Here is a 23,723-nt window from a genome sequence, read left to right on the forward strand (position 1 = left end):
GCTATCATACGCCGCTCATACTTCTCGGTCTCGACGATGGCTGTCGCGTTAAGCGCCCACGATCCTGACTGAGTTCTTCACTTGTGGTTCGGAAAACTCATGTCATCAGTACAGCCCCAACTTACTCAGCTGCCGGATGAGGCATCGCTGCCGCGTCAGAGCGTGTTAAAAGCCTTGTTCGCGCTCGGCACCGGCGGCTTTGCCATTGGTACCGGCGAATTCGTTATCATGGGCCTGCTGCCCGATGCAGCCAAAGGTCTTAACGTATCGATTCCCTCGGCCGGACATCTCATCAGTATCTACGCACTTGGCGTGGTAATTGGTGCGCCGCTGCTGGCGGTATTGGGCGCACGCGCCTCACGCCGTAATTTCCTGATGACGCTGATGGGCCTGTTTGCCGCCGGTAACCTGCTGAGCGCCATTGCGCCGGGGTACTACTCAATGCTGCTGGCGCGTTTCCTCGCCGGTTTTCCGCACGGCACCTTCTTCGGCGTGGCAGCGTTGGTCGCAGCCGGTTTGGTGGAACGGCGCAAACGCGCGCAAGCGGTATCGATGGTGCTATTTGGCCTGACCATCGCCAACTTACTTGGCGTGCCGGCCGTGACGGCGATCGGCCAATGGTTTGGCTGGCGTGATGCCTTCGCCATTGTCGGCGGTCTGGCTGTAGTGACCTTACTGCTGATTTGGTTGTGGGTGCCGAACGTGGCGGGCGACAAGAATGCCAGCCCGCTGCGCGAATTGTCGGCGCTAACGCGCAAACAGGTATTGCTGACGTTGGCGATTGGCGCGGTAGGCAGCGGCGGTTTGTTCTCGGTGTTTAGCTACGTGAAACCAACCATGACCGAACTGGCGCAGATGCCGGTAAGCTGGATCCCGGCGGTGCTGGCGCTGTTTGGTTTAGGCATGATTATCGGCAACATCGCCGGTGGTCGTCTGGCCGATCGCGGCATTGAAAAGACCATCCGCATTCTACTGATCTGGTCATTTCTGGTGCTCAGCGCCTTCGTGTTTGCCGCGCACTATGCGCTGGCAGGCGCCATCAACGTGATGCTGGTGGGCACCATGGTGGCGCTGGCGGCGGTGCTGCAAATCCGTTTAATGGATGTTGCCGGTGACGCGCAAACCATGGCGGCGGCGATGAACCATTCGGCGTTTAACCTCGCCAACGCGCTCGGCGCATGGTTGGGCGGCGTGACTATTTCTGCCGGTCTGGGATGGCAATCTACCGGTTGGGTGGGCGCGATTTTGGCGGTGTTGGGTCTGTTGATTCATGCGGTAGCGATGCGCGATGCACGCCGTAAGTCGATTACCTTTGCGCACGAAAGTCATTAAAAGGTTGCGGTCGCCATTAATGGCGACCCTACGAAAGCGTGGGATGCGCGATTATAGGGTTTTGGGTTTTGTAGGGTGCGCATTTATGCGCACCTGGTCAAATTAAGCCAATTTCTGCTGCAAAAATGCCATAAACACCCGATTGATCTCACTGCGCTGGCGATGCTGCGGATAGAGTGCATTGAGATGCAGCGAGGTCGGTTGCCACTCTTCTAATACCGTCACCAGCTCACCGCTTGCCAGCGCCGGCGCCACAATAAACTCCGGCAACAGAATCAGCCCGAGCCCGGCAACCGCCGCGTCACGTAACATTTCCCCGTTATTACTCACCATCGGCCCATGCACGCTAATCACTTTGCGCTGGTCGCCGTTAAACAGTTCCCAGCCGGTTTGGCTTTCGCGTCCGTAGCGTAAACACAAATGTTCGCTCAGCTCCTCCGGCGTACGCGGCGCGCCTGCGCCTTGCAGGTATGATGGGCTGCCGCAGATCACGCGGCGAAACTCGCCCAGCCGCTTAGCGATCAGGCTCGAATCGGGCAGCGTACCGATGCGAATCGCCATATCAAATCCTTCGCCGACCATATCGACATGACGATCCGCCAACTCAACCTGAAACTGCAAGCCCGGATGCAGGCTAAGAAACTCGGCAATAAACGGCGACAGATGGCTGATACCAAACGACATCGGCACGCTCAGGCGAAAGCTGCCTTGTAGTACCTGACGACGGCCCGATACCGCCAGCTCGGCTTCCTGCACATCATCCAGAATGCGCTGCGCGTGCTGCGCAAACAGCTGGCCGTTATCTGTCACCGACAACTTACGCGTGTTGCGATTTAGCAACCGCGCGCCGAGCGACTCCTCCAGCGCGGCGATGCGGCGACTGACGTACTGCTTCGACAGCATCAGCTGTTCAGCGGCGGCGGTGAAGTTACCGGCTTTGATCACGGCTACATAAATGCGGAGATCTTCAATCTGCATATTGTCCACTTATCTGTGACAGTCATTGTCATTATGACGCATTGTTAGGCAAATCAGTTTACGTATACTTGTTTGCAACGGGAAGGGCAATTGCCCCCCAACAGCAAATTTGAGGAGCAGATCATGATTGAACAACGCCTGTCAGAACAACGCGGAGTGGGTGACCACGGTTGGTTGAATTCGCATCATACGTTCTCTTTCGCCAGTTACTGGGATCCAAAACAAACCGGCTTCTCAGACTTGCTGGTGATTAATGATGACCGCGTGGCACCAGGTCGCGGCTTTGGTGCGCATCCGCACAACAACATGGAGATCATCTCCTATGTGCTGGAAGGTGCGCTGGAGCATAAAGATTCCATGGGCACCGGTTCGGTGATTGTGCCGGGTGATGTGCAACTGATGAGCGCCGGTAGCGGCGTCACACACAGCGAGTTCAACCACTCGAAAACGGACAACGTGCACTTCCTGCAGATCTGGATCGTGCCTGGCGAACGTAATTCACCTCCGGGTTATCAGCAGATTTCAGTGGCGGAAAGTGACAAACGCGGTCAGCTGCGCCTGATTATTTCGCCGGAAGGGGAAAACGGTTCGCTCAGCGTGCGTCAGGATATCCGCATTTATGCCGGCCTTTTTGACGGTGTCGAGCAGCAAACCCTCGCGCTGGATGCCGATCGTTACGCCTACATTCACGTAGCACGCGGCAGCATCGAAGTGAACGGCGTGAAGTTCAAAGAAGGCGACGGCGCACGCGTTCGCAACGAAAGCGCGCTGCAGTTTGCTAATGGTGATGATGCGGAAGTGCTGGTGTTTGATCTGCGTCCGCTGGAAGTGAATCATCCGCAGCGTTAATGATTAAAAACAATACAAAGAGCAGTGCGAGCCATCGCGCTGCTTTTTTTTATGTGCGATCACAGCGGTTGTAACACTTTTTCTTAACATTAATTGCAGTGATTAAGATCGCAATAATTATTTCCATACTCTCTTTAATAGTTAGCCAATGAACCTAAGCATCACGGCTTAACATGGAGAGGGCAGCATGCAAGAAAAAATCCCCGGAACGCGCTGGTATCGCGTCATCGCCCCAATTCTCATCACCTGCATTGTCTCATTCATGGATCGCGTCAATATCAGCTTTGCGCTGCCTGGCGGCATGGATCAGGATTTGGCGATCACCAGCCAAATGGCCGGCGTGGTGAGCGGCATCTTCTTTATCGGTTATCTGTTTTTACAGGTGCCGGGCGGCCGTATCGCGGTAAATGGCAGCGGCAAACGCTTTATTGCCTGGTCGCTGACCGCGTGGATGGTGGTGTCGATCGCCACCGGTTTTGTCACCAATCACTATCAATTGCTGGCGCTGCGTTTTGTGTTGGGGATTTCCGAAGGCGGCATGCTGCCGGTGGTGTTAACCATGGTCAGCAACTGGTTCCCGGAAAAAGAGCTGGGTCGCGCCAACGCCTTTGTCATGATGTTCGCGCCGTTAGGCGGCATGTTCACCGCGCCGATATCGGGTTACATCATCAATGTGCTTGATTGGCGCTGGCTGTTCATTATTGAAGGCCTGCTTTCCGCCGTAGTGCTGCTGGTGTGGTGGCTGGTGATCGCCGATCGTCCTGAAGAGGCGCGCTGGTTACCGGCACGTGAAAAGGAATATTTGCTGCGCGAACTGGCGCGCGAAAAGGCCCAGCATCTGAAGAAGGAACCGGTCAGCAAAGCGCCGTTGAAAGCGGTGTTTCGCAATTCGGGCCTGATGAAATTGGTGGCGCTCAACTTCTTCTATCAAACCGGCGATTACGGTTACACGCTGTGGTTGCCGAGTATCCTGAAAAATCTCACCGGCACCAATATGACGGGCGTCGGCCTGCTGGCGGCGATTCCTTTTGTGGCGACGGTGCTCGGCATCTACGCCATTTCATGGTTAAGCGATCGCACCGGCAAGCGCCGTTTGTGGGTGATGGTGTCGCTGTTTTGCTTTGCCGCCGCCTTGCTGGCGTCGGTGGTGCTGCATGACAACGTCGTCGCCGCCTATATCGCGCTGGTGGTGTGCGGCTTCTTCCTCAAAGCGGCAACCAGCCCATTCTGGTCGATTCCCGGACGTATCGCTGCGCCGGAAGTGGCGGGCAGCGCGCGTGGCGTAATCAATGGGTTGGGTAATCTGGGTGGATTCTGCGGACCGTACTTAGTCGGGATCATGACGCTGCTGTATAGCCAAAATGTGGCGATTTGCTGGCTGGCGGGTTCGCTGGTGATCGCGGGAATCTTTACGCTGTTACTGCCGAAAGAGTGCGATATCAATCCATCTGAAACGCGCCGACCTATGAAAGAAAATCATTTGATGAGTGTGAAACACTGAGTGAAGCGAGGCTGGCACTATTCTGAATATTAACAGTAGAAAGTCATATTAAATAAAAGGGAGCGCCTGATGAGGTGCTCCCTTTTTAATGCATCAATCAATCGACAGATTGTGAATAGCTAGCGCAGCGCGCGCCGCTTCTTTGCCTTTCTTAATAAAATGCTCGGTATAGAAGTTTTCGATAACATCAACCGGCTGGAAATTATGCGGCGTTAATGACACGGAGAACACCGGCACATTGGTGGTCAGCTGCACATTCATCAGGCCATCAACCACCGCAGCGGCAACGAAATCATGGCGATAGATACCGCCGTCAACCACCAGCGCGGCGCAGACAATCGCATCGTATTTGCCGGTTTCGGCCAGACGCTTAGCCAGCAGCGGCATTTCAAATGCGCCAGGCACTTCAAGCACTTTTAATTCTGCTTCTACGGATTGATCGGCTAATTCTTTTTCAAAACCCACCAGGGCATTATGGACAATTTCTTTGTGCCAGCCGGCTTTAATAAATGCAATTTTAATATTCTTCATGGATATTCCGACATCACCTGTAATTGGTTCTTGCGCATAAAATAATGTGTTTGTATACCATATGTTACGTTTGTGATCCACAAAGCCCAGGTAGCGATAAATGCCTTGCTGCTTATTTCCCTGTAAACGATCTGGTTATTCCGCGCTTGACGGCGACCATCGCCTGCAATACAAATAGACGCGTCGGGGGAGTCTCGCCAAAGAGACTGAGAGGCTAATAGCGCACTGCGCGGCTTAGCGACCCTTTGAACCTGACCCAGTTGATACTGGCGTAGGAAGACTGACAGCCTTGTTCTTTGGGCTGTCTGGCGCTCAGGCAAGCTCGATGGTTGCGCCATTTCCCTTCTCCTGTATCTGCGGGTCTCAGCTAACACTGAGAGGCCGATGTGAATTCCCCCTTTTTGTACATCCCGGAACCGGCGCTGTGAGCCGCTGGAGCGTGCTCGGCTGTGGCGTGGCGGGCTTGTGCGTGGCTACTTTGCTGGCGGAACGCGGTGAAGACGTCGAGGTGATTGGCGATGATGCGCGTCGCCCGGCATCGTGGTTTGCTGGTGGCATGCTGGCGCCCTGGTGTGAAGCCGAAAGCGCGCCGCGCGACGTCATCACCCTTGGACAACACGCCGCCGCGTGGTGGCAACAGCGCGTTAGCTGCGTCGAGCATCAGGGCACGTTGGTGGTTGCGCCGCCGCGCGATAGCCAGGAACTCAACCGTTTCGCCCGTATGACCGAGCAGCACCAATGGGTCGATCCCGCCGATATCGAACCGGCGCTGGAAGGGCGCTTTGCGCGCGGTCTGTTTTTCGCCGGGGAAGCGCATCTCGATCCGCGTCTGGCGTTGCAGGAGATGCGAGACAAGCTGATCGCCCACGGCGTGCCATTCAACAATCACGCGCCGAGCGGCCAGATTATCGATTGTCGCGGCATCCACGCCGCGCCGGAACTGCCGCGCCTGCGTGCGGTGCGCGGCGAAATGCTGATTCTGCACAGCGAAGAAGTGCAGTTTTCCCGCCCGATTCGTCTGCTGCATCCGCGTTTTCCCTGCTATCTGGTGCCGCGTCGCGGTGGCCACTTTATGCTCGGCGCCACCATGATCGAGAGCGACGATGCCAGTGCCATCAGCGCGCGCGCCATGATGGAGTTGCTCAGCGCCGCCTACGCCATCCATCCGGCCTTAGCCGAAGCGCGCGTCATTGAAAGCGGCAGTGGGCTGCGTCCGGCTTATCCGGCGAATCTGCCGGAAATCCACTATCACAATCACATCTTTTATCTCAACGGCATGTATCGCCACGGTTTTCTGCTGGCACCGATGCTGGCAGAGCAGCTGATGCAGCGTCTTTCTGGGGAACTTAAAAATGAACATTCAGCTTAACGGCCGCCTCATCAGCACGCAGGCAAAAAGCCTGAGCGAATTGCTGATCGAGCAGCAAATCGACGTGGCCTGCGTCGCCACCGCCTACAACGGTGCGTTTGTGCCAAAAAGCCAGTACCACACGCAGTTGCTGGATGAAGGTTGCCAGCTTGAAGTGCTGTCACCGATGCAGGGAGGTTAAGCGATGTTTTACGATTTTGACCCACAATCACGCTTCCTGCTTGGCACCGCCGGTTATCCTTCGCCCGCCATTTTGCAGCAGGCGATTGCCGCCTCCGGCACCGATATCATCACCGTCAGTTTGCGGCGCGAAGGCGCGGCGGGCGCGGCTTTCCGCGAACTGCTGACCGGCCTCAACATCCGCGTGTTACCGAATACCGCCGGTTGTCACACGGTGAAAGAAGCCGTCACCACCGCGCACATGGCGCGCGAACTGTTCAACACCGCGTGGATCAAGCTGGAAGTGATTGGTCACGCCGACACACTGCAGCCCGATCCCTTCGCACTGGTTGAAGCCGCGCGCATCCTCAGCGCAGAGGGTTTTCAGGTGTTTCCGTACACCACTGAAGATCTGATCGTTGGCGAAAAGCTGCTGGCGGCGGGCTGCGAACTGTTGATGCCGTGGGGCGCGCCGATTGGTTCCGGTCAGGGCTTGCGTAATATCGACGGCCTGCGCGCCATGCGTGCGTGGTTCAGCGACATTCCGCTGATCATTGATGCCGGCATTGGCGCGCCGTCCCAGGCGGCGCAGGCGATGGAGATGGGCTTCGATGGCATTTTGCTCAACACCGCCGTCGCCAAAGCGGGCGATCCGATCGGCATGGCCAACGCCTTCCGACTGGCGATTGAAGCCGGACAAGCCGCACGCGCCGCCGGACTGATGGAGAAGCGCGACATGGCCGCTGCGTCCACGCCGATCTTTGGCCTGGCAAATCTGAGTTGAGGCAGGCAAATATGCAACGTTATCAACGCCAGATGATGCTGCCGGAAATCGGCGAAGCAGGGCAGCAGAAACTGCTCGACGCACGCGTGCTGGTGGCAGGCGCGGGCGGATTGGCCGCCACGTTATTGCCGCAGTTGGTGGGCGCGGGTGTCGGCCATATTCGGCTGTATGACGACGATGTGGTGGCGCTGCATAACCTGCATCGGCAAACGCTGTTTACTGAGCAGGATATCGACCAGCCCAAAGTGCTGCGCGCGCAGCAGGCATTGCAACAGCGTAATCCGCAAGTGCAGATAGAAGCAGTGCAGCAGTCGCTGAGCGCTAGCAATGTGCAGCAGGCGCTCGCGGGCTGCGATCTGGTGATCGATGCCGCCGATAACTTTGCCGTCACCTATCAACTTTCGGATGCCTGCATGAAGGCGGGTATTCCGCTGATCAGCGCCTCGGTGTTGGGCAGGCAAGGTTACGTCGGTGGATTCTGTGGCGGATCGCCGAGCTATCGCGCGGTATTTCCGCGCTTGCCGTCATCGGCGGCGAACTGCAACACCGCCGGCGTAATGGGCCCGGCGGTGGCGACGCTCGGCGCGATGCAGGCGCAGATGGCGCTCAGCGTGCTGCTGGAATTGCAGCCTTCACCGCTCGGTTGTCTGGTGAACTGCGACTTCGTGAACTGGCATTTCCGCCAGTTCCGCTTTGATGATGCGGAAGAGCCGGAACATGTGGTGCCGTTTATCGACCCGCAACAGCTTGCCGCCGATGACTGCATTGTCGAGCTGCGCAGCTGTGAAGAAGCGCCGGTCAGCGTGACGGATGGCGTTGAGCGCATCTTGCCGCAGGCGATCGCGGCGTGGCAGCCGCCCGCCCAGCAGCGCATCGTGCTGGTGTGCGCCAGCGGCATCCGTGCAGCGCAGGCCGCCAGCGCGCTGGCGCAGCGCGGATTTCATCGGCTGGCGATTCTGGCGGCCAATCGCCCATGAATCAGGACATTTTCTTCAACGATGTGAGTTTTAGCTGGGGGGACAAACCGCTGTGTCAGCGGCTGAATCTGCAACTGCGCGGCGGCAAAACCACAGTAATGCTGGGACGCAGTGGCATCGGCAAAAGTACGCTGCTGCGGTTGGTGGCCGGTTTACTCAAGCCGCAGCAGGGCGCGGTGCAGGGCTTAAGCGGCAATGTGGCGTGGATGGGCCAGCAGGATCTGCTTTATCCATGGCTGACGGTGCTCGACAACGTGATGCTGTCGGCGCGGCTCAGCGGCGAAAAACCCGATCGCGCGCGCGCGCTGGCGCTGCTCGAGCAAGTAAAACTCAGTGACGTAGCGCATGCGCCGCCGCAGCAACTTTCGGGCGGCATGCGGCAACGCGTGGCGCTGGCACGCACGCTTTATGCGCAGCGCGACGTGGTGCTGATGGATGAACCCTTCGCCACACTGGATGTGATGACTAAACTCAGCCTGCAAACGCTAACTGCCGAATTACTGCAGGGCAAAACCGTGCTGCTGGTGACGCACGATCCGCTGGAAGCGTGCCGCATGGCCGATGACATTCTGCTGCTGCAAGGCCAGCCGTTGGCCATCGAAAGCTGGCCGGTTCCCGGCGGTGACGCGCCGCGTCCCTTTGATCATCCCGACGTGCTGCAGGCGCAGGCTCAACTCTTCACCAGACTGAATACCCATGAAAACATTGTTTAGCGCGATCTACCTGATCGTGGTGCTGCTGTGTGGCTGGCTGCTGGCGCGTCACAGCGGCGTGCCAACCTTCCTGCTGCCCGCGCCGCAGGCAGTGCTCGAAGCGCTGTGGCTGCATCGTCAACTGCTGTGGCATCACGCGCTTTATACGCTGGCGGAAATTGTGCTGGCGCTGCTGCTGGGCGTTGGCGCGGGCGTGACGCTGGCGGTGCTGATGGCGGCTAGTCCGCTGCTGCGTCGCATGCTGTTTCCGCTGGTCACCGCCAGCCAGGCGATTCCGGTATTTGCCCTCGCGCCACTGCTGGTGCTGTGGCTCGGCTTTGGTATCGCCTCGAAAGTGGTGGTGGCAGCTTTGATTCTGTTCTTCCCGCTGTGCTTATCACTGTTCGATGGATTGTGCCGCACGCCGGGCGGCTGGCTGGAACTGGCGCAAACCAGCACGTCATCGCGCTTCCGCATCTTCTGGCGTGTGCGCTGGCCCGCCGCGTTACCGCAATTTTTCTCTGGCCTGCAAATGGCGGTGGTTTTGGCTCCGATTGGCGTGGTGATTGGCGAATGGGTTGGCGCCAGCGAAGGGCTCGGCTATCTGATGATGCAATCCAACGCGCGACTGGAAACCGCCACCAGCTTCGCGGCACTGCTGCTGTTACTGATTCTGGCGCTGCTGCTTTCGGGCAGCGTGGCGCTGATGCGTAAGAAAATCCTCTGGCAATCTACATAAGGAAGTACCGTGAATACCCTACGAATCGCATTGACCGCGTTGCTGCTGCTGGCGACCGCTAACGTGCAGGCGGCGGAGAAAGTTCGCCTGCTGCTCGACTGGTTTATCAACCCCAACCACGCGGCGATTTTTGCTGCCCAGCACAGCGGTGCGTTTAAGAAAGAGGGGCTGGATGTGGAGATGATCGCGCCCGCCGATTCCGCTTCGGTGCCATTGCTGCTGGCGGCGGGCAAAGTCGATCTCGCCATCAGCTACCAGCCGCAGCTCTACACGCTGGTGGATAAAGAGGTGCCGGTGATCCGCGTCGGCACGTTGATTAATCAGCCGCTGAATACGCTGACCACGGTGTCAGGCGATATCCACTCGCTGAAAGATTTCGCTGGCAAAACTATCGGTTATGCGGTGCCAGGCACCGAAGATGTGGCGATCCGTAATATGCTGAAATCACAGGGCGTTGATGCTGACTCGGTGAAGCTTATCAACCTGAATATGGATGGCACCTCCGCGCTGCTGACGCACAAGATTGATGGCGCGATGACTATCTTCCGCAACTACGAGCTGCTGGATCTGAAAGACAAAGGCGCCAAGCCAACGGTGTTCAAGCCGGAAGATTACGGCGTGCCTGCTTATGACGAGCTGATCATTGTGGCGAACCAGAAGACCGCTGCTCAAGACAAACGTATTCCGGCGTTTTTACGTGGTCTGGATGAAGGTGTGGCGTGGCTGCGCGCGCATCCGCAGGAAGCGTGGCAGGCGTTTATTAAACAATATCCCGAGCTGAATACGCCGCTCAATCACGAAGCGTGGCAGGCAACGCTGCCGTATTTCGCCGCTCACAGTGCGGAATTTGATCAGGCACGTTATCAGGCGTTTGGTGAATATATGAAGGCCAATGGCGTGATTAAGGATGTGGCGCCGATGGCGCGATATTCACTGCAATAATTTCAACCAGGTGCGCATGAATATGTAGGGTCGCCATTCATGGCGACCGCTCTCACATAAAGAATTTCCCTTGCACCCGCACTTATTTTTGATAATGATATTTATTCTCAACTATCAAGTGATGGACAACCTGATGCGTTTCCCCGCTCTTTCTCTGCTGCTTAGCCTGTTTTTCATCTGCACCCATGTACAAGCCAGCGCCGATTGGCCGCGCACTATCGCCACACCGAAAGGCCCGTTCACGCTGCAACAGCCGCCGCAGCGTATTGTCTCTACCAGCGTCACGCTGAGTGGCACCTTGCTGGCGATTAACGCGCCGCTGGTCGGTTCCGGTGCCACCAGCCGCAGCAGCAGCGTGTCGGATGCGCAGGGCTTTTTCACGCAATGGGGCGCGGTGGCCAAAGCGCGTCAGGTTAAGCCGCTTTACATCTCGCAGCCGAACGCCGAAGCCATTGCCGCCGAAGCGCCAGATTTGATCGTGATTGCTGCTACCGGCGGCGATTCGGCGCTGCGCTTGTACGATCAACTGCAAACCATCGCCCCGGTGTTAGTGGTCGATTACGGCGATAAGAGCTGGCAGGCATTGACCTTGCAGCTGGGCGAGATTACCGGCCATGAAGCCGATGCTAAAAAGGTGATTGCAGAATTCGATCAACGGGTAGACGCGGTGCGTCACAAGATCACGCTGCCGCCGCAGCCGACCTCTGCGCTGGTCTATTACGAAGATGGACGCGGAATGAACTTGTGGACGCCAGCATCGGCGCAGGGCGCGCTATTGCAGGATTTGGGCTTCACGCTGGCCGCGCTGCCCGCCAGTTTTCAGGGCAGCACCAGCATGGGTAAGCGCAATGACATAATTCAGCTGAACGGGGAAAACATGGCGGATGGCATCACCGGCAACACGCTGTTGTTGTTTGCTGCCGATGAGAAAACCGTGCCGCAGGTGGCGAAGAATCCGTTCCTCGCCCATCTTCCTGCGGTGCAGCAGCACGACATCTTTGCCGTAGGTAATGACACTTTCCGCCTCGATTACTACAGCGCCAGCAATATGCTCAGCAGCATCGAGCGGCAGTTTAGCCGTTAAGCATCGGCGGTGGCGGGTTGCGGCGCGTCCGGTTGTTCACCGAGGCGCGCCGTACGCAGACCGCGCGCCGCCAGCGACAGCAGCACCAGCAATCCCGCCGCCAATCCGCCAAACCACAGCACGCTGCTGAGCGGTGCCAGCGCACGAGCCAGCGCACCTAAACCCAATGCCCCAACAGAATCGCCGGTGACATCCTGCGCGGTGCCGAGGCTGTTGACGCGTCCCAGCAGCGCATCCGGCGTGTGATGCTGCGTCAGCATAAACTGCAACAGCGAGGCGATGGCATTGCTGTAGCCGTAACACACCAGCGCCAGCAGCGCGGGCAGCAGATGGCTGTAAAGGCCGAGCGAGGCGATGCAGGCAAATGCCAGCAGCGCACAGCCAATCAGCACTAATCCGGGACGCGCCAACTGCCGCACCCAGCCGCTGGTAAAGGCACCGATCATTGCACCCAGCGGCACCGCCGAGTACATCAACCCTAATGCGGACGCATCGGCGTGATAGGTCAGCGCCAGCGCCGGGAACAGAATACGCACCGCGCCAACCATACTGAGCAGCAAGCCAACCAGCACTACCGCGCCGACCACTTTATGCTGGCAGACAAACTGCATGCCGCTTGCCAGCGCGCGCAGCGGATGTTCGGGTTCCTGCTGTTCGGGCTTCATCGACGGTAAACGCACCAGCGGAATCAGCGTCGCCAGCGTGCCAATCGCGGCGACCGCAAAAGCCCAACCGACACCCGCCGCGACGATGATCATACCGCCGAGCGCGGGCGACAGAATCGCGCCGAGGCGCACCGTTAGCATGCTGAGCGCACCGGCTTCTGCCAGATGTTCACGTCCAACGATTAATGGGATCACCGCCATTAGCGCTGTCATGCCAAGCGCGCCAAAGAAGCCATCCCAGAAAGCGAGGAAGTAGAGCGCCAGCAACGACGGCGCTGGGCTGAAGGCATTGAGGCTGAGCAGCACAAAGCCGATGCCGCAGGTGCCACGCGCGAACAGGATTAGCTTGCGGCGATCGTAGCGATCGGCGAGCACGCCGCCGAGCAGCAGGCCGATGAACATGCCGATGCCGTCGAGCATTACCGCCACGCCGACCTGCAGGGTGGAGCCGGTCATTGCCTGAATCTGCACCGGCACGCCAACCGCCAGCATGCCAAGGGCGAATACCGAGAGCATGCGCGCGCAGAATATCGCGCGGAAAGATGCGTTGTTTTTGAGCAAACTGAAATCTAAGAATATCGAGGGCTTAGCCATGATTCTCCAGTGTATTTGAACGAGGTCGCCATTAATGGCGACCCTACGGTGCGCGGTTGTTGCCGGTCGCCATAAATGGCGACCCTACAAAAACGTATCTAACCTCAACCTGCCAACAAACGATTAATCAACGGTCCCAGTACCTTTAACGAATCCGCCGAAAGAATATCGGCGTGCTCGCAATCCAGCGGGAAAATGGTTAACTCATCAACAAACGGTGCCCAACTGGCGCGCACATCCATATCCGGCGGCAGCGTTTTCTCAGCCATAAACAGCGTGGCGTTGCCGGCGTAACGCGGCGTGCGCGCTTCGGCGAGGCGCGCCACGGCGTCTTTGTAGTTGGCGACGATGGTGCTAAACATTGCCGCCTTCTCCTCACGCAGCAGCGGATCGCGCTCATCTTCGGTCGCAGCCATAAATTCGGCCTGCTCGCGCGCCACTTCCTGTTCTGCTTCGTCGGCGTCCGGCGTGCGCCAGTCCTGACCTTCTGACGGATAGGTATCCAGCAGGCCGAGGAATGCCACCGTTTCACCCTGCGCCTGCAAACGTGCCGCGATGCCTTGCGCCAGCGTGCCGCCGAGTGAATAGCCGAGCAGGAAATAAGGTCCGCTTGGCTGCTGCTGGCGAATCGCCTGCAGATGGCGTTCGCACATCGCTTCCACGCTGTGACACGCAGCAATCACACCATGTGGACGCGGCGATTGCAGGCCGACAATCGGGAAGTCGCCGTCGAGATAGTGCAGCAGGGCGCTGTACTGCCAGGCGAAGCCGGATGCCGGGTGGATGCAGAACAGCGTCGGGCCGTAACCGGCACGCAGCGGCAGCAGTTCGCCGTTACCACCGCTTTCACTGTTGGCACCGCCGTCGAGCAGTGCCGCCAGTTTCTCCACGCTGCGCGCGGCGATGATCTGCCCAACGCTAAGTGGCGGCACCTCACGACGACGCAGTTCCGCCGCCAGACGCATCGCCAGCAGCGAATGACCACCGAGCGCAAAGAAGTCGTCGTCGGCAAATACGCTGTCGCAACCGAGCAATTGCTGGAATAGATCCGCCAGCAGACGTTCATTGGCGCTGTGCGGCAGGCGACCGCTGCGCGCGTTGAGCTGCGGCATCGGCAGCGCTTTGCGATCCAGCTTGCCGTTGGCGCTGAGTGGCAGATGGTCGAGCAGCAAATAGCTGACCGGCTGCATATGCGCCGGCAGACGTTCGCCCAGCTGCTGCTTCACCGCGTCGATATCCAGCGCCACGCCCGTTTCGGCCACCAGCCAGCCGAGCAGCTGACGGTTATCGACGCCCGGCGCCGAGTGTTGCGTCAGCGCGCGCGCCGCGACCACTGCCTGCGCTACGCCCGGCAGCGCCACTAACGCCTGTTCGATTTCACCCGGCTCGATACGCTGTCCGCGCATCTTCAGCTGGTCGTCGCTGCGACCGAGATACTCAACCGCACCGTCGGCGCGCCAGCTGGCGATATCGCCGGTGCGATACATGCGCTCGCCTTCAGCAAACGGCGCGGCGACAAAGCGCTGTGCCGTGAGGTCGGCGCGATGCAAATAGCCATCGGCCAACTGCACGCCGCTGAGATAGAGATCGCCCGGCACGCCAACCGGCACCGGTCGCAGCAGGCTATCGAGAATATGCAGCTGCGTGTTCCACACCGGACGACCAATCGGCACGCCCGGCCCGTTGAGGCCATCCAGCGCGCTGCCGCTGGCCGGTTGCCAGGTAACATCGACGGCGGCTTCGGTTGGGCCATACAGATTGTGCAGCGGCGCAGCGATCACCGCCTGATAGCTGCGCGCCAGGTCGCACGCCAGCGCTTCACCGCTGCAGAATACGCGGCGCAGCGTCGGGCAAGCCCGTTCGGTTTGCGCGGCGAGATGGCCGACAAAGGCCGCCAGCATCGAGGGCACAAAGTGCAGGGTGGTCACGCGATAATCGTCGATCAGCTGCCACAGCGCCTGCGGATCGCGATGCGCTTCCGGCGGTGCCATCATCAACTGCGCACCGGTCATCAGCGGCCAGAAGAATTCCCACACCGAAACATCAAAGCTGCACGGCGTCTTTTGCAACACCACGTCGTCAGCGCGCAGCGGATAGCTGGCCTGCATCCAGCGCAGGCGATTGACGATGGCGCGTTGATTCACCACCACGCCTTTCGGTTTACCGGTTGAGCCCGAGGTATAAAGCACGTAAGCCGGGCGATTAGCATCCGCCTGCGGCAAAGGGTGACGCGGCTGAAGCTGCTCAACGGCTAAGCCATCAAACATCATTAGCGTGCCAAATGTGGCGAAGCGGGTTTCCAGTGCGGATTCGGTGATCAGAACCCACGGCCGCGCATCTTCCACCATGTAAGCCAAACGTTCATCGGGATAACCGATATCCAATGGCAAATAGGCTGCACCCGCCTGCAGGATGGCGGTGAGCGCGATGCTGAGACGCACCGAGCGCGGCAACGCCACGGCAACGATATCGCCCGGCATCACGCCCGCTTCAATTAAGCGATCCGCCAGCAGCATGGCCTGACGCTGCATTTCGCCGTAGCTCAGACGATGCTCCATATCCATCAGCGCCAGCGCATCCGGCGTGCGTGCCGCCTGCTGGGCAATCGCCTGCTGCAGGGTTTCATTTTCCAGCTGCACGCCGGTGTTGTTTACCCAGGCAAGCAGCGATTGCTCGGCCAGCGTTTGCAGCTTCCACTGCGTCAGCGGCAGATCCGGGGTGCTTACCAGCTGTTGCAGCAGCAATAGCAGCCGCTCGGCCAGACGTTCCGGCTCGCTGACGCAGTCGCGATACTCCATCAGCAACGTCAGCTGTTCGCCCGGCAGCACCAGCAGCGTCAGCGGATAGTGCGTGTAACCACGATTGTGAATTGCTTCGCAGCGCACGGCGGCGTTGGCGTCCAGCAGCGTTTGGTTGTCCGGATAGTTCTCCACCACCAGCAAGGTATCGAACAGCGTTCCGGCACCGACCAGCTGCTGGATCTCGGCGAGACCGAGGCAATCCTGCTCAATCAGCTGGATTTGCTGCGCCTGATGATCGGCGAGCTGCGCCAGCAATGGACGCTGATGATCTAAGCGCATGCGCACCGGCAGCGTGTTACTGAACAGGCCAACGTGCTGATCGATGCCGTCAATCTGGCCAAAACGGCCAGAAACCGGCGCGCCAAACACCACGTCTTGCTGGCCGCTGGCGACCGACAGCATCAAGCCCCACAATCCCTGCATCACGGTATTCAGGGTTAAGCCGCGCGCCCGGCACAGCGCGTAGAGTTCCCGCTCCAGCGTGGCATCCAGCGTAATGCGCTTTTCGTTGACCGCGCTGTCGGCGGCCTGCGGATAGAGCAGCGTCGGACGCACCTCTTGCAGGCATTCCTGCCACTGCTGACGCGCTTCGTGGCTGTCGCGCTGGCTGAGCTGACGCACAATGTCGGCGTAGCTACTGCTGTGCGCGGGTAAAGTGTGCTGGCGCAGCGCGCTGAGCAGATCGTTGAGGATCACTGGCGTTGACCAGCCATCCACCACCAGATGATGCGCGTTGAGCAGCAGCGTCCAGCGCATGCCATCGCGATGGGCGATCAATGTGGCGTGCAGCATGATCGGCTGGCTAAACAGATCCTGCGCCAGCGCCTGATGTTCCAGCGCTACAAGGTCATCTTCGTCGGCTAGCTGATGCAGCGTCAGCGGCCAGTGCAATTCCGTTTCAGGTATCAGCTGCAGCGGTTGCAGGCTGAGTTCAGCATCGAAGCGCGCCGCCAGCTGCGGATGGCGCTGTAACACCGCGTCGAGCGCAGTTTGTACCGCTGCGGCGCTGATGTCGCCGCTGATTGTCAGGCGGGTTAACGAGTTATAGCTACCTTGCTGCGTGGTGGTTTGCGCGTGGAACAGCAGACCTTTTTGCAGCGGCAACAGCGGCAGCGCGTGGCTGAACGCGCCGTGACGCGCATGCAGCTGTTGCAGCAACGCATCATCGATGCCATCAAGCGCCACCTCAGCGGCCACCAGCGTATTGGCAGCTTGCTGCGGCTGCTGTTGTGCCAATGTTATCAGCGCCTGCGCGGCAGCGGCCATTGCCTGATGTAATTCGGCAATCGCTTCGGCGTTCAGCACGCCGTCCGCCCAGCTCCAGTTCAGCGCCAGTTGCGCCGCGTTCGGCTGCTCCTCAACGAAGACGTTGAGTTCCAGCGCATGCTGCAGCGGCAGCGCTTCATCCTGCAGCACCGCAAAGGTGTCGCGGAACTGCTGCGCGGTGCGCTGTGGCGACCAGTCACCGCTACGCTGCGTGAAGCGTCCAAGGTAGTTAAACAGCATCTGCGGCGCGTGTTGTGCCGCCAGTTTTTCCAGCGTCACGCCGCGATGGGCATCGAGCCAGCGCAGTTGCCCGTAGCCAATACCGCGATCCGGCACCGCACGCAGTACCGCTTTTACAGCGCGTACGCACTCATTGAGCGGCGCGTGTGGATTTTCTGGCAACGGCAGCAGCAGCGGGAATTCCGCCGTTAGCCAGCCAACGGTGCGCGCCAGATCCTGCTGAGCATGCAGTTCAGCACGGCCATGCGACTCCAGCGTGACGCGCTGCTGTGCGCTGCCGTTGAGTTGGCGCAATGCCATCGTCAGCAACGTCAGCAGCAGCTCTTCGCTGGTGGCGCGATAGTGTTGCGGCAGCGTGTTAAGCAGCGCGTGCGTGGTGGATGCATCCAGCAGCGTGCGTTGATGCTGTTGGCGATCGCGGGGCTGAATTGCTCGATCACCGACAAGTGGCAGCGGTTCGGCCAGCATCTGTTGCCAGAACGGTAACTCGCTGGCGCGCGCCGAAAGGTTCGCCAGCAGCGCGGCAGACCAGTCATGTAGCGAGGTTTCCTCGGCGGGGATCACCAGCGGCGTATTATTAAGCAGCGCGTCACCGGCCTGTTGCAGCTCATCCAGCAATACGCGCCACGAGACGCCATCAACAATCAGGTGATGCAGCGTTAGCACCAAACCACAGCTGATGCCGTCTTGTTGTAGCAGCGTGGCGCGAAGCAGCGCGCCGTTTGCCGGATCGAGCGCCTCAGCATCTTCGCTAAACGCCTGTTCTGCTGCGCGGTCGCGATCCTGCACCTCAAGCGCACGAGTACGAGCAGGACGCGACGCCAGCGCTTCGCCAACAATCAGCTGATCGCCGCGCGTGAAGGCGTTGAGCGCCGGATGTGCCTGCGCCAACTGATCGATCAGCTGTTCAACCTGATCGAGTTGCAACTGCGGCGGCACCGACAGCAGCACGCCGTGCGCAAAGCGCGCATTGATACCGGCTTGCGCATTGAACCAGTGCAGAATCGGCAAGCCACCAATCGCACCCTGTTGCGCCACGCGCGCGCCGCTGTTGTGCTGCGCCAGCGGCTGCAGATCACGCGCCATGCGGGCAGCGGTACGTTCGGCAAAGATTTCGCGTGGACGCAGCAAATAGCCGGCGCGGCGTGCGGCGGTGCTGAGCCCCATTGCAGATATGCTGTCGCCGCCGAGCGCGAAGAAATCATCTTCCGCGCCAACGCTCTCCAGCCCCAGCAGGCTGGCAATCGCGTGGCAAATCAGCTGCTCCTGCGGCGTGCTGGCGGCGCGACTCTGGCTCTGCTGCGCCTGTTGCGGCTTTGGCAGCGCCTGGCGATCAATCTTGCCATTAACGTTGAGCGGCAACTCGTCCATTACCATCAACACCGCAGGCACCATGTAATCCGGCAGCTGCGTGGCCAGCTGCGCCAGCAAACGGGCATTGAGATCGGCTTCGGCGCGCAACGCGTCATCCTGCACCGAGCAGTAACCAATCAGGCGATGCGTGGCGCCCATTACTTCGGCGATCACCACGGCGGTGCTGACTTCCGGCAGCGCCACCAGCGCGTTTTCCACTTCACCAAGTTCAACACGGAAGCCGCGCACTTTAATCTGGTGATCGGTACGCCCAATAAACGCCAGCTGTCCATCCTGACGCCAGCGCATCAGGTCGCCGCTGCGGTACATCACATCGCCATCGCGGAACGGGTTGGCGACAAAGCGTCCGCTAGTGAGATCGGGGCGGCGCAGATAACCGCGCGCGATGCCGGTTCCGGCGATATACAGCTCGCCAGCGCAGCCAATCGGTACCTGACGCAGCTGGTTATCCAGCAGATAGACTTCGCTGTTGCCCACAGGACGACCAATCACCGGCTGCGGTGATGCCATGACGCTGGCACCCAGCGTATCGATGGTGTATTCCGACGGGCCATAATAGTTATGGATCTCCATCTGCTGCTGTTGCTGCATCAGCTTCCACAGCGTTGGCGTGGCCGCTTCACCGCCAATCATCACAAAAGAGGGACGATGGTTATCGGCTTCCAGCAGGCCGCTGTCGATCATCTGCGAGAAGAACGACGGCGTGATATCCAGCAAGTCAACCGGCACCGCGTTCATCTGCTGAATCAGGCCCCACGCATCGCGGCGCAGCTCTTCGTCGAAGATATTCAGCTCGCAGCCCATCAGCATGCAGAACAGCGGTTCCCACGAAGAATCGAACGAGAAGGAGGCGGTGTGACCGGCGCGCATGCGGCGCGGGCTGCTGGCGGTGAAGCGCGCAATCGCCGGGCCGAACAGATGCTCGCGGTGCGACAGAAACAGATTGAGCAAACCTTGATGGGTGCTCATAACGCCTTTCGGGCGACCGGTCGAACCTGAGGTGTAAATCATGTAGGCCAGATCGTCGCCGCACAGTTTGGTGTCAGGGCGTGCGGTGGAATAATCGCTCAACGCAATCTGGTCAATCAACAAATGCGGCAACTCAGGCATTTGCGCCAGCGTGCTGGAGTGCGTCAGCAGCAGCTTAGGCTGTGCGTCATCGCACATCAGCGCCAGGCGTTCGCGCGGATAGTCGAGATCGAGCGGCATATAAGCCGCGCCGCTGGCCAGCACGCCGAACATCGCCACCAGTGAATCTACTGAACGCGGAATACCAATCGCCACTACGTCGTCTGCTTGTAAACCGCGTGCGATCAGCAGATGCGACAGTTGCATCGCGCGATCGGCGAGCTGGCGATAGCTCAGGCTGCGATCGCCGCACACCACCGCAGTTTGCTCGGCGTATTGCTCAGCGGCTTGTAACAGGATATCGACGATGGTGCGGGTATCGGCAGGCGGCACGATGGTGGGACCGGTCGACCAGCGTTGCAGATCGATCTGTTCCTGCGGCGCGAGTAATGACAGCGCACCCAGGCTCATGTCGGCATCCGCCGCGAACTGCGTCAGCAGATGGCTGATGCGATCGGCATGACGTTGTAGCGTTTGCGCATCGTAGCGGCGCGGGTTTGCTACCAGCGTCAGCTGCAATGCGCCATCGCGGAAGCCGACTTCAAACTCCAGATCGTCAACCGGGCCCATCGCCAGCGTGTGCGTTGGGGCGGGCTGGCCGTCGAATTGCAGATCGTCGTGGTAAACCTTGACGTTAATCACCGGGCCATACAGCGCCTGGCTGCTGCCGACCAGGCCGAGATCGCGGCGCAGCTGCTCCGCTTCATAGCGCTGATGGCGGCGCGCTTTGCGGATTTCGCCCTGCACCTGCTGCACCAGCATCGGCAACGTCATCTCATCGCTGACGCTGAAAATCAGCGGCAACACATTGACCACCGGGCCGAGCGTGGAGATCGCCGCCGAACCCATGCGGCGCATAAACGGGAAGCCAATCGACAAACGCTGGCTGTTGCTGAAGCGGGCCAGATAGGCCACCAACAGCGCGCTGACGATATCGCCTTCACTGTTATCGGCCAGTTGTTGCTGCTGACGCAGCGTGGCCAGTTGCGGCAGCATCACCTGACAGCTGATCGGGCGGTCGCCGTGATCGCTCAGGTTTTCGCTGGACAGCGTCAGCGTCTCTGGCAGATCCGCCGCGTAACTTTGCCAGTGGCTGGCGGAACGCGCAAAAGCAGGCGAATCCTGCCACTGCTGAATCTCTTCAATCACCGTGGTGAACGGCGTAAACGGCGATGGCGCGGGCGTTGCTCCGGCGCAAAGGGCGGCGTAGATCGCCGCGACGCGTTGGGTCAGCGCTTCAAAACTGAAGCCATCCACCAGCAAATGGTGATAGCGCTGATACCACAGCCAGCTGCCGTCGCCGATGCGCATCAGCGCGTGACGATAGAGCGGTTTGTCACCGTCGGCGGGCAGCTCGGCGGCGAGATCCGCCTGCATCAGTTTGTGTGCCTGGCTGCTGGCATCGGCGCGCTGGCTGAAATCATGCCATTCCGGCGCGACCGGCGCTTGCGCACCAAACCACTGCGCCGGATTGCCATGCTCATCCAGGGCGAAGCGCGCCTGCACGGTATCGGCTTCCGCCATCGCTTGCTGTATAGCGCTGTCCAGCGCCGCGCGATTGATGTCGCCGTGCAGCACGCTGTAGTGCGCCACGGTAAATTGATTGCGCTGCTGCGCAATGCTGTCAGCGATCCAAATGCCGGGCTGCGCCGCGACCAGTGGATAGGCCGCTGAAGGGGCCGGATTAAACGTTGCCAAGAGACAATTCCTGTCGAATTCCCGTCATCCTTCAAGCTGCAGCCGCGTTGGCTACATGCGTTCACCCCAGTCACTTACTTCAGTAAGCTCCTGGGGATTCGCGCATTTGCCGCCTTGATGCAGCTCGAATGATTTTGGGAATAAATTATTGAAAGAAAATGAAAAAATAAAATTAGGCTGCGGTAGACGACGTCTGTTGCGTCGCTGGCCGCATGTCGTGCCAGTTTGCTTCGATAAACTCAATGGCGGCGCTGCGCGTTAGCGGTCCCGCTACGTTGTGCCAGCCTGCCGGAACCGGGGCAAAAGCCGGCCACAGGCTGTATTGCTGACGCGCGTTGAGCAGCACCAGAAAATCGAGCGCGTCGTTATCAAACGGATTCTGTTGTTCAGACATGGTTATTACCTTCAGAAGGTGAGGTTGTGGGGAGAAAATCGGCCAGCAGCCAGCGGCAGCCGTCGATCAGACCGCCACGCCAGCACAACGCATCGTGCCCTCCGGCGAAGCGGCGAAAATGTAATTCATGGCCTGCGGCTTGTAGCGCCGGGACGATCTGCTGGTTGACGTACACCATGTCTTCCTCGCGATCGCCCACTTCCTGGAAAATCTTCAGCTTGCCCGGCGGTAACTCGCCCTGTTGCAGCCGCTCTAACAGCAAACCCGGCGCGTGCTGCTCGCGGTTGGCGTAGTCGCGGATGTATTGCAGATGCGGCCACCAGAAGGAGCCGGATTGCGTGAGAATGCGACCAAAACGCTGCGGCCAGTGCAAACCGGCATACAGCGCGGCAAGTCCGCCATAGCTTTGCCCGGCCACCAGCGTGCGGTCGGCGTCGCTGCTGAACGCCGCGTGCTGGCGCGCCAGAGGTAACAATTCCTGCTGCACCGCCTGCCAGAAGGTTTCGTTGCACGGCAATTCGGCTTCGCGGTGTTGGCTGTCGATGACATCGATAAACAGCCAGCAGGCGGGCGGCAGTTCGCCATCGGCGGTGACCTGATCCAGCGCGCTGAAAATCGGTTGGCCGTACACCCAGTTCTGTCCGTCGAGCAGGATCGCCAGCGGACGCTGTTCGGGCTGAGCGGTTGTTCCGGTGCTGAACAGCCAGACGTTGCGGGTGACGTTGAGCAACGCGCTGTGCCACTGCAAGGTTTGCAGCGTATCCGGCCAGGTTTCCGCCATGCCAGCATCCAGCGCGCGCCAGGCGGATTGATCCGGTGCATCCGGCATGTGCGCGTTGCTCAGAGCAAAGCGGCGGCTGCTGAGAAACGGCGGCGTGGGATTGAATTTGTCGGGGATTGCCAGCGGCATCAGCGAAATCCACCACTTGCGCTGTAGCGCGCGACAGGCGGCATCATCGCCACAAAACAGCGGCGGCAACTGCTGCGCGGTGGCGGGGATCAGGCTGTAACTGCCGCGCCAGTCAGATTCAATGGCGGTCGACCAATGCCAGACGTTGCTGTCGTTCACGCGAACCAGACTTTCTGGTGCTTCGCTGTGGTGATCGGTGACGCCGTTAATATCGACGTAAACCCGTTCAGTGGAAGAAAGTGCGGAATGTCCTTCGGGATCGCGCCAGAAGAAGTGCATGGTCGTTTGACCATTTTCGTCACGCTCCACCAGCGGCGTACCGACCGTATAAAGCCGCTGCCACCAGCCTTCGCTACCCAAATCGGCCTGCTGCAACCATTGCGCAACTGTCCCGGCGGGCAACCACGTCTGCGTCGTTTTTTCTGCGCTTGTTAGAAACATCCTGCAACCCATCTCCACATTTTGTTCACTGTCTTTACTTAACCAAAGCTAATGCAAATGCTATTGATAACGATTTACATTTGCAATATGATTTTTCGCGCCTAATAAACCTTCGGATTTTCAGTGGATTATTTTGTGAAGGACGTCACGCAGGGAGATTAGGACCGTAAATAACGCAAGAGAGTAATATTTCAATCCGTTACAGCCATTGTCGTTGGGCGAGGGCAACTGAACGGATTATTTCATCTACAAGGCAGTTTGAAATAGAGATGGCA

Annotated in this window: 17 protein-coding genes and 1 riboswitch; of the genes, 11 read left to right on the forward strand and 6 right to left on the reverse strand. The window is 59.3% G+C overall.

Annotation, left to right across the window (positions count from 1 at the left end):
• The first annotated feature begins 99 nt into the window (after positions 1-99).
• Positions 100-1,332: an MFS transporter gene (locus tag FHW71_RS17550; protein ID WP_008110705.1), complete on the forward strand. Its 1,233-nt coding sequence runs from the start codon at positions 100-102 to the stop codon at positions 1,330-1,332.
• Positions 1,333-1,434: 102 nt separating this feature from the next.
• Here the strand turns inward: FHW71_RS17550 and FHW71_RS17555 are convergent, their stop codons facing one another.
• Positions 1,435-2,310 (reverse strand): LysR family transcriptional regulator, encoded by an 876-nt coding sequence (locus FHW71_RS17555; RefSeq protein WP_061719084.1) that lies wholly within the window; start codon positions 2,308-2,310, stop codon positions 1,435-1,437.
• Positions 2,311-2,433: 123 nt separating this feature from the next.
• On the opposite strand from FHW71_RS17555, the gene FHW71_RS17560 reads away from it, so the two are divergent.
• Together FHW71_RS17560 and FHW71_RS17565 are read left to right on the forward strand one after the other, a co-directional pair.
• The gene (locus FHW71_RS17560; RefSeq protein ID WP_179452385.1) at positions 2,434-3,159 is read left to right on the forward strand and encodes a pirin family protein; all 726 of its coding nucleotides are present in this window, start codon (positions 2,434-2,436) and stop codon (positions 3,157-3,159) included.
• Between the two features lie 187 nt (positions 3,160-3,346).
• Complete coding sequence (locus FHW71_RS17565) at positions 3,347-4,660, forward strand: MFS transporter (protein WP_179452384.1); 1,314 nt, start codon at positions 3,347-3,349, stop codon at positions 4,658-4,660.
• A 93-nt stretch (positions 4,661-4,753) separates the two neighbouring features.
• On the opposite strand, the gene FHW71_RS17570 is transcribed toward FHW71_RS17565, so the two are convergent.
• A complete protein-coding gene (locus FHW71_RS17570; protein WP_061719087.1) occupies positions 4,754-5,191 on the reverse strand; it encodes a 6,7-dimethyl-8-ribityllumazine synthase in 438 nt (145 codons plus the stop codon).
• Positions 5,192-5,366: 175 nt separating this feature from the next.
• Positions 5,367-5,486, forward strand: a riboswitch (TPP riboswitch).
• A gap of 129 nt (positions 5,487-5,615) precedes the next feature.
• On the opposite strand from FHW71_RS17570, the gene FHW71_RS17575 reads away from it, so the two are divergent.
• From FHW71_RS17575 to fepB, 8 genes are all read left to right on the forward strand, one after another.
• A complete protein-coding gene (locus FHW71_RS17575; protein WP_179452383.1) occupies positions 5,616-6,560 on the forward strand; it encodes an FAD-dependent oxidoreductase in 945 nt (314 codons plus the stop codon).
• Positions 6,544-6,741 carry a sulfur carrier protein ThiS gene (gene thiS / locus FHW71_RS17580; RefSeq protein ID WP_179452382.1) on the forward strand — a complete coding sequence of 66 codons (198 nt, stop codon included), beginning with the start codon at positions 6,544-6,546 and terminating at the stop codon, positions 6,739-6,741. The genes FHW71_RS17575 and thiS overlap by 17 nt, the downstream gene beginning before the upstream one ends.
• A 3-nt stretch (positions 6,742-6,744) precedes the next feature.
• Positions 6,745-7,503: a thiazole synthase gene (locus FHW71_RS17585; RefSeq protein WP_008110718.1), complete on the forward strand. Its 759-nt coding sequence runs from the start codon at positions 6,745-6,747 to the stop codon at positions 7,501-7,503.
• 11 nt (positions 7,504-7,514) lie between these two features.
• A complete protein-coding gene (locus FHW71_RS17590; protein WP_179452381.1) occupies positions 7,515-8,480 on the forward strand; it encodes a HesA/MoeB/ThiF family protein in 966 nt (321 codons plus the stop codon).
• A complete protein-coding gene (locus FHW71_RS17595; RefSeq protein WP_179452380.1) occupies positions 8,477-9,193 on the forward strand; it encodes an ABC transporter ATP-binding protein in 717 nt (238 codons plus the stop codon). Before FHW71_RS17590 ends, FHW71_RS17595 begins: the two co-directional genes overlap by 4 nt.
• Positions 9,177-9,911, forward strand: coding sequence for an ABC transporter permease (locus tag FHW71_RS17600; RefSeq protein ID WP_179452379.1), 735 nt, complete (start codon positions 9,177-9,179; stop codon positions 9,909-9,911). Before FHW71_RS17595 ends, FHW71_RS17600 begins: the two co-directional genes overlap by 17 nt.
• Positions 9,912-9,920: 9 nt before the next feature.
• Positions 9,921-10,853 (forward strand): ABC transporter substrate-binding protein, encoded by a 933-nt coding sequence (locus FHW71_RS17605; protein WP_179452378.1) that lies wholly within the window; start codon positions 9,921-9,923, stop codon positions 10,851-10,853.
• Positions 10,854-10,986: 133 nt separating this feature from the next.
• Positions 10,987-11,937, forward strand: coding sequence for a Fe2+-enterobactin ABC transporter substrate-binding protein (fepB, locus tag FHW71_RS17610; protein WP_286176320.1), 951 nt, complete (start codon positions 10,987-10,989; stop codon positions 11,935-11,937).
• Here fepB and entS read toward each other — a convergent pair.
• The 4 genes from entS to fes all read right to left on the reverse strand — a co-directional run bounded on the left by entS (position 11,934) and on the right by fes (position 23,448).
• Positions 11,934-13,196, reverse strand: a complete 1,263-nt coding sequence (entS, locus tag FHW71_RS17615) for an enterobactin transporter EntS (protein WP_179452377.1) — start codon at positions 13,194-13,196, stop codon at positions 11,934-11,936. The genes fepB and entS overlap by 4 nt on opposite strands.
• Positions 13,197-13,300: 104 nt before the next feature.
• Positions 13,301-21,703 carry a non-ribosomal peptide synthetase gene (locus FHW71_RS17620; protein WP_179452376.1) on the reverse strand — a complete coding sequence of 2,801 codons (8,403 nt, stop codon included), beginning with the start codon at positions 21,701-21,703 and terminating at the stop codon, positions 13,301-13,303.
• Between the two features lie 172 nt (positions 21,704-21,875).
• Complete coding sequence (locus FHW71_RS17625; protein WP_008110791.1) at positions 21,876-22,097, reverse strand: MbtH family protein; 222 nt, start codon at positions 22,095-22,097, stop codon at positions 21,876-21,878.
• A complete protein-coding gene (gene fes / locus FHW71_RS17630) occupies positions 22,090-23,448 on the reverse strand; it encodes an enterochelin esterase (protein ID WP_179452375.1) in 1,359 nt (452 codons plus the stop codon). Before fes ends, FHW71_RS17625 begins: the two co-directional genes overlap by 8 nt.
• Positions 23,449-23,723 lie beyond the last annotated feature (275 nt).

Origin of the sequence: Enterobacter sp. Sphag1F, assembly GCF_014193275.1 — a bacterium.
GTDB classification, from domain to species: domain Bacteria; phylum Pseudomonadota; class Gammaproteobacteria; order Enterobacterales; family Enterobacteriaceae; genus Pantoea; species Pantoea symbiotica.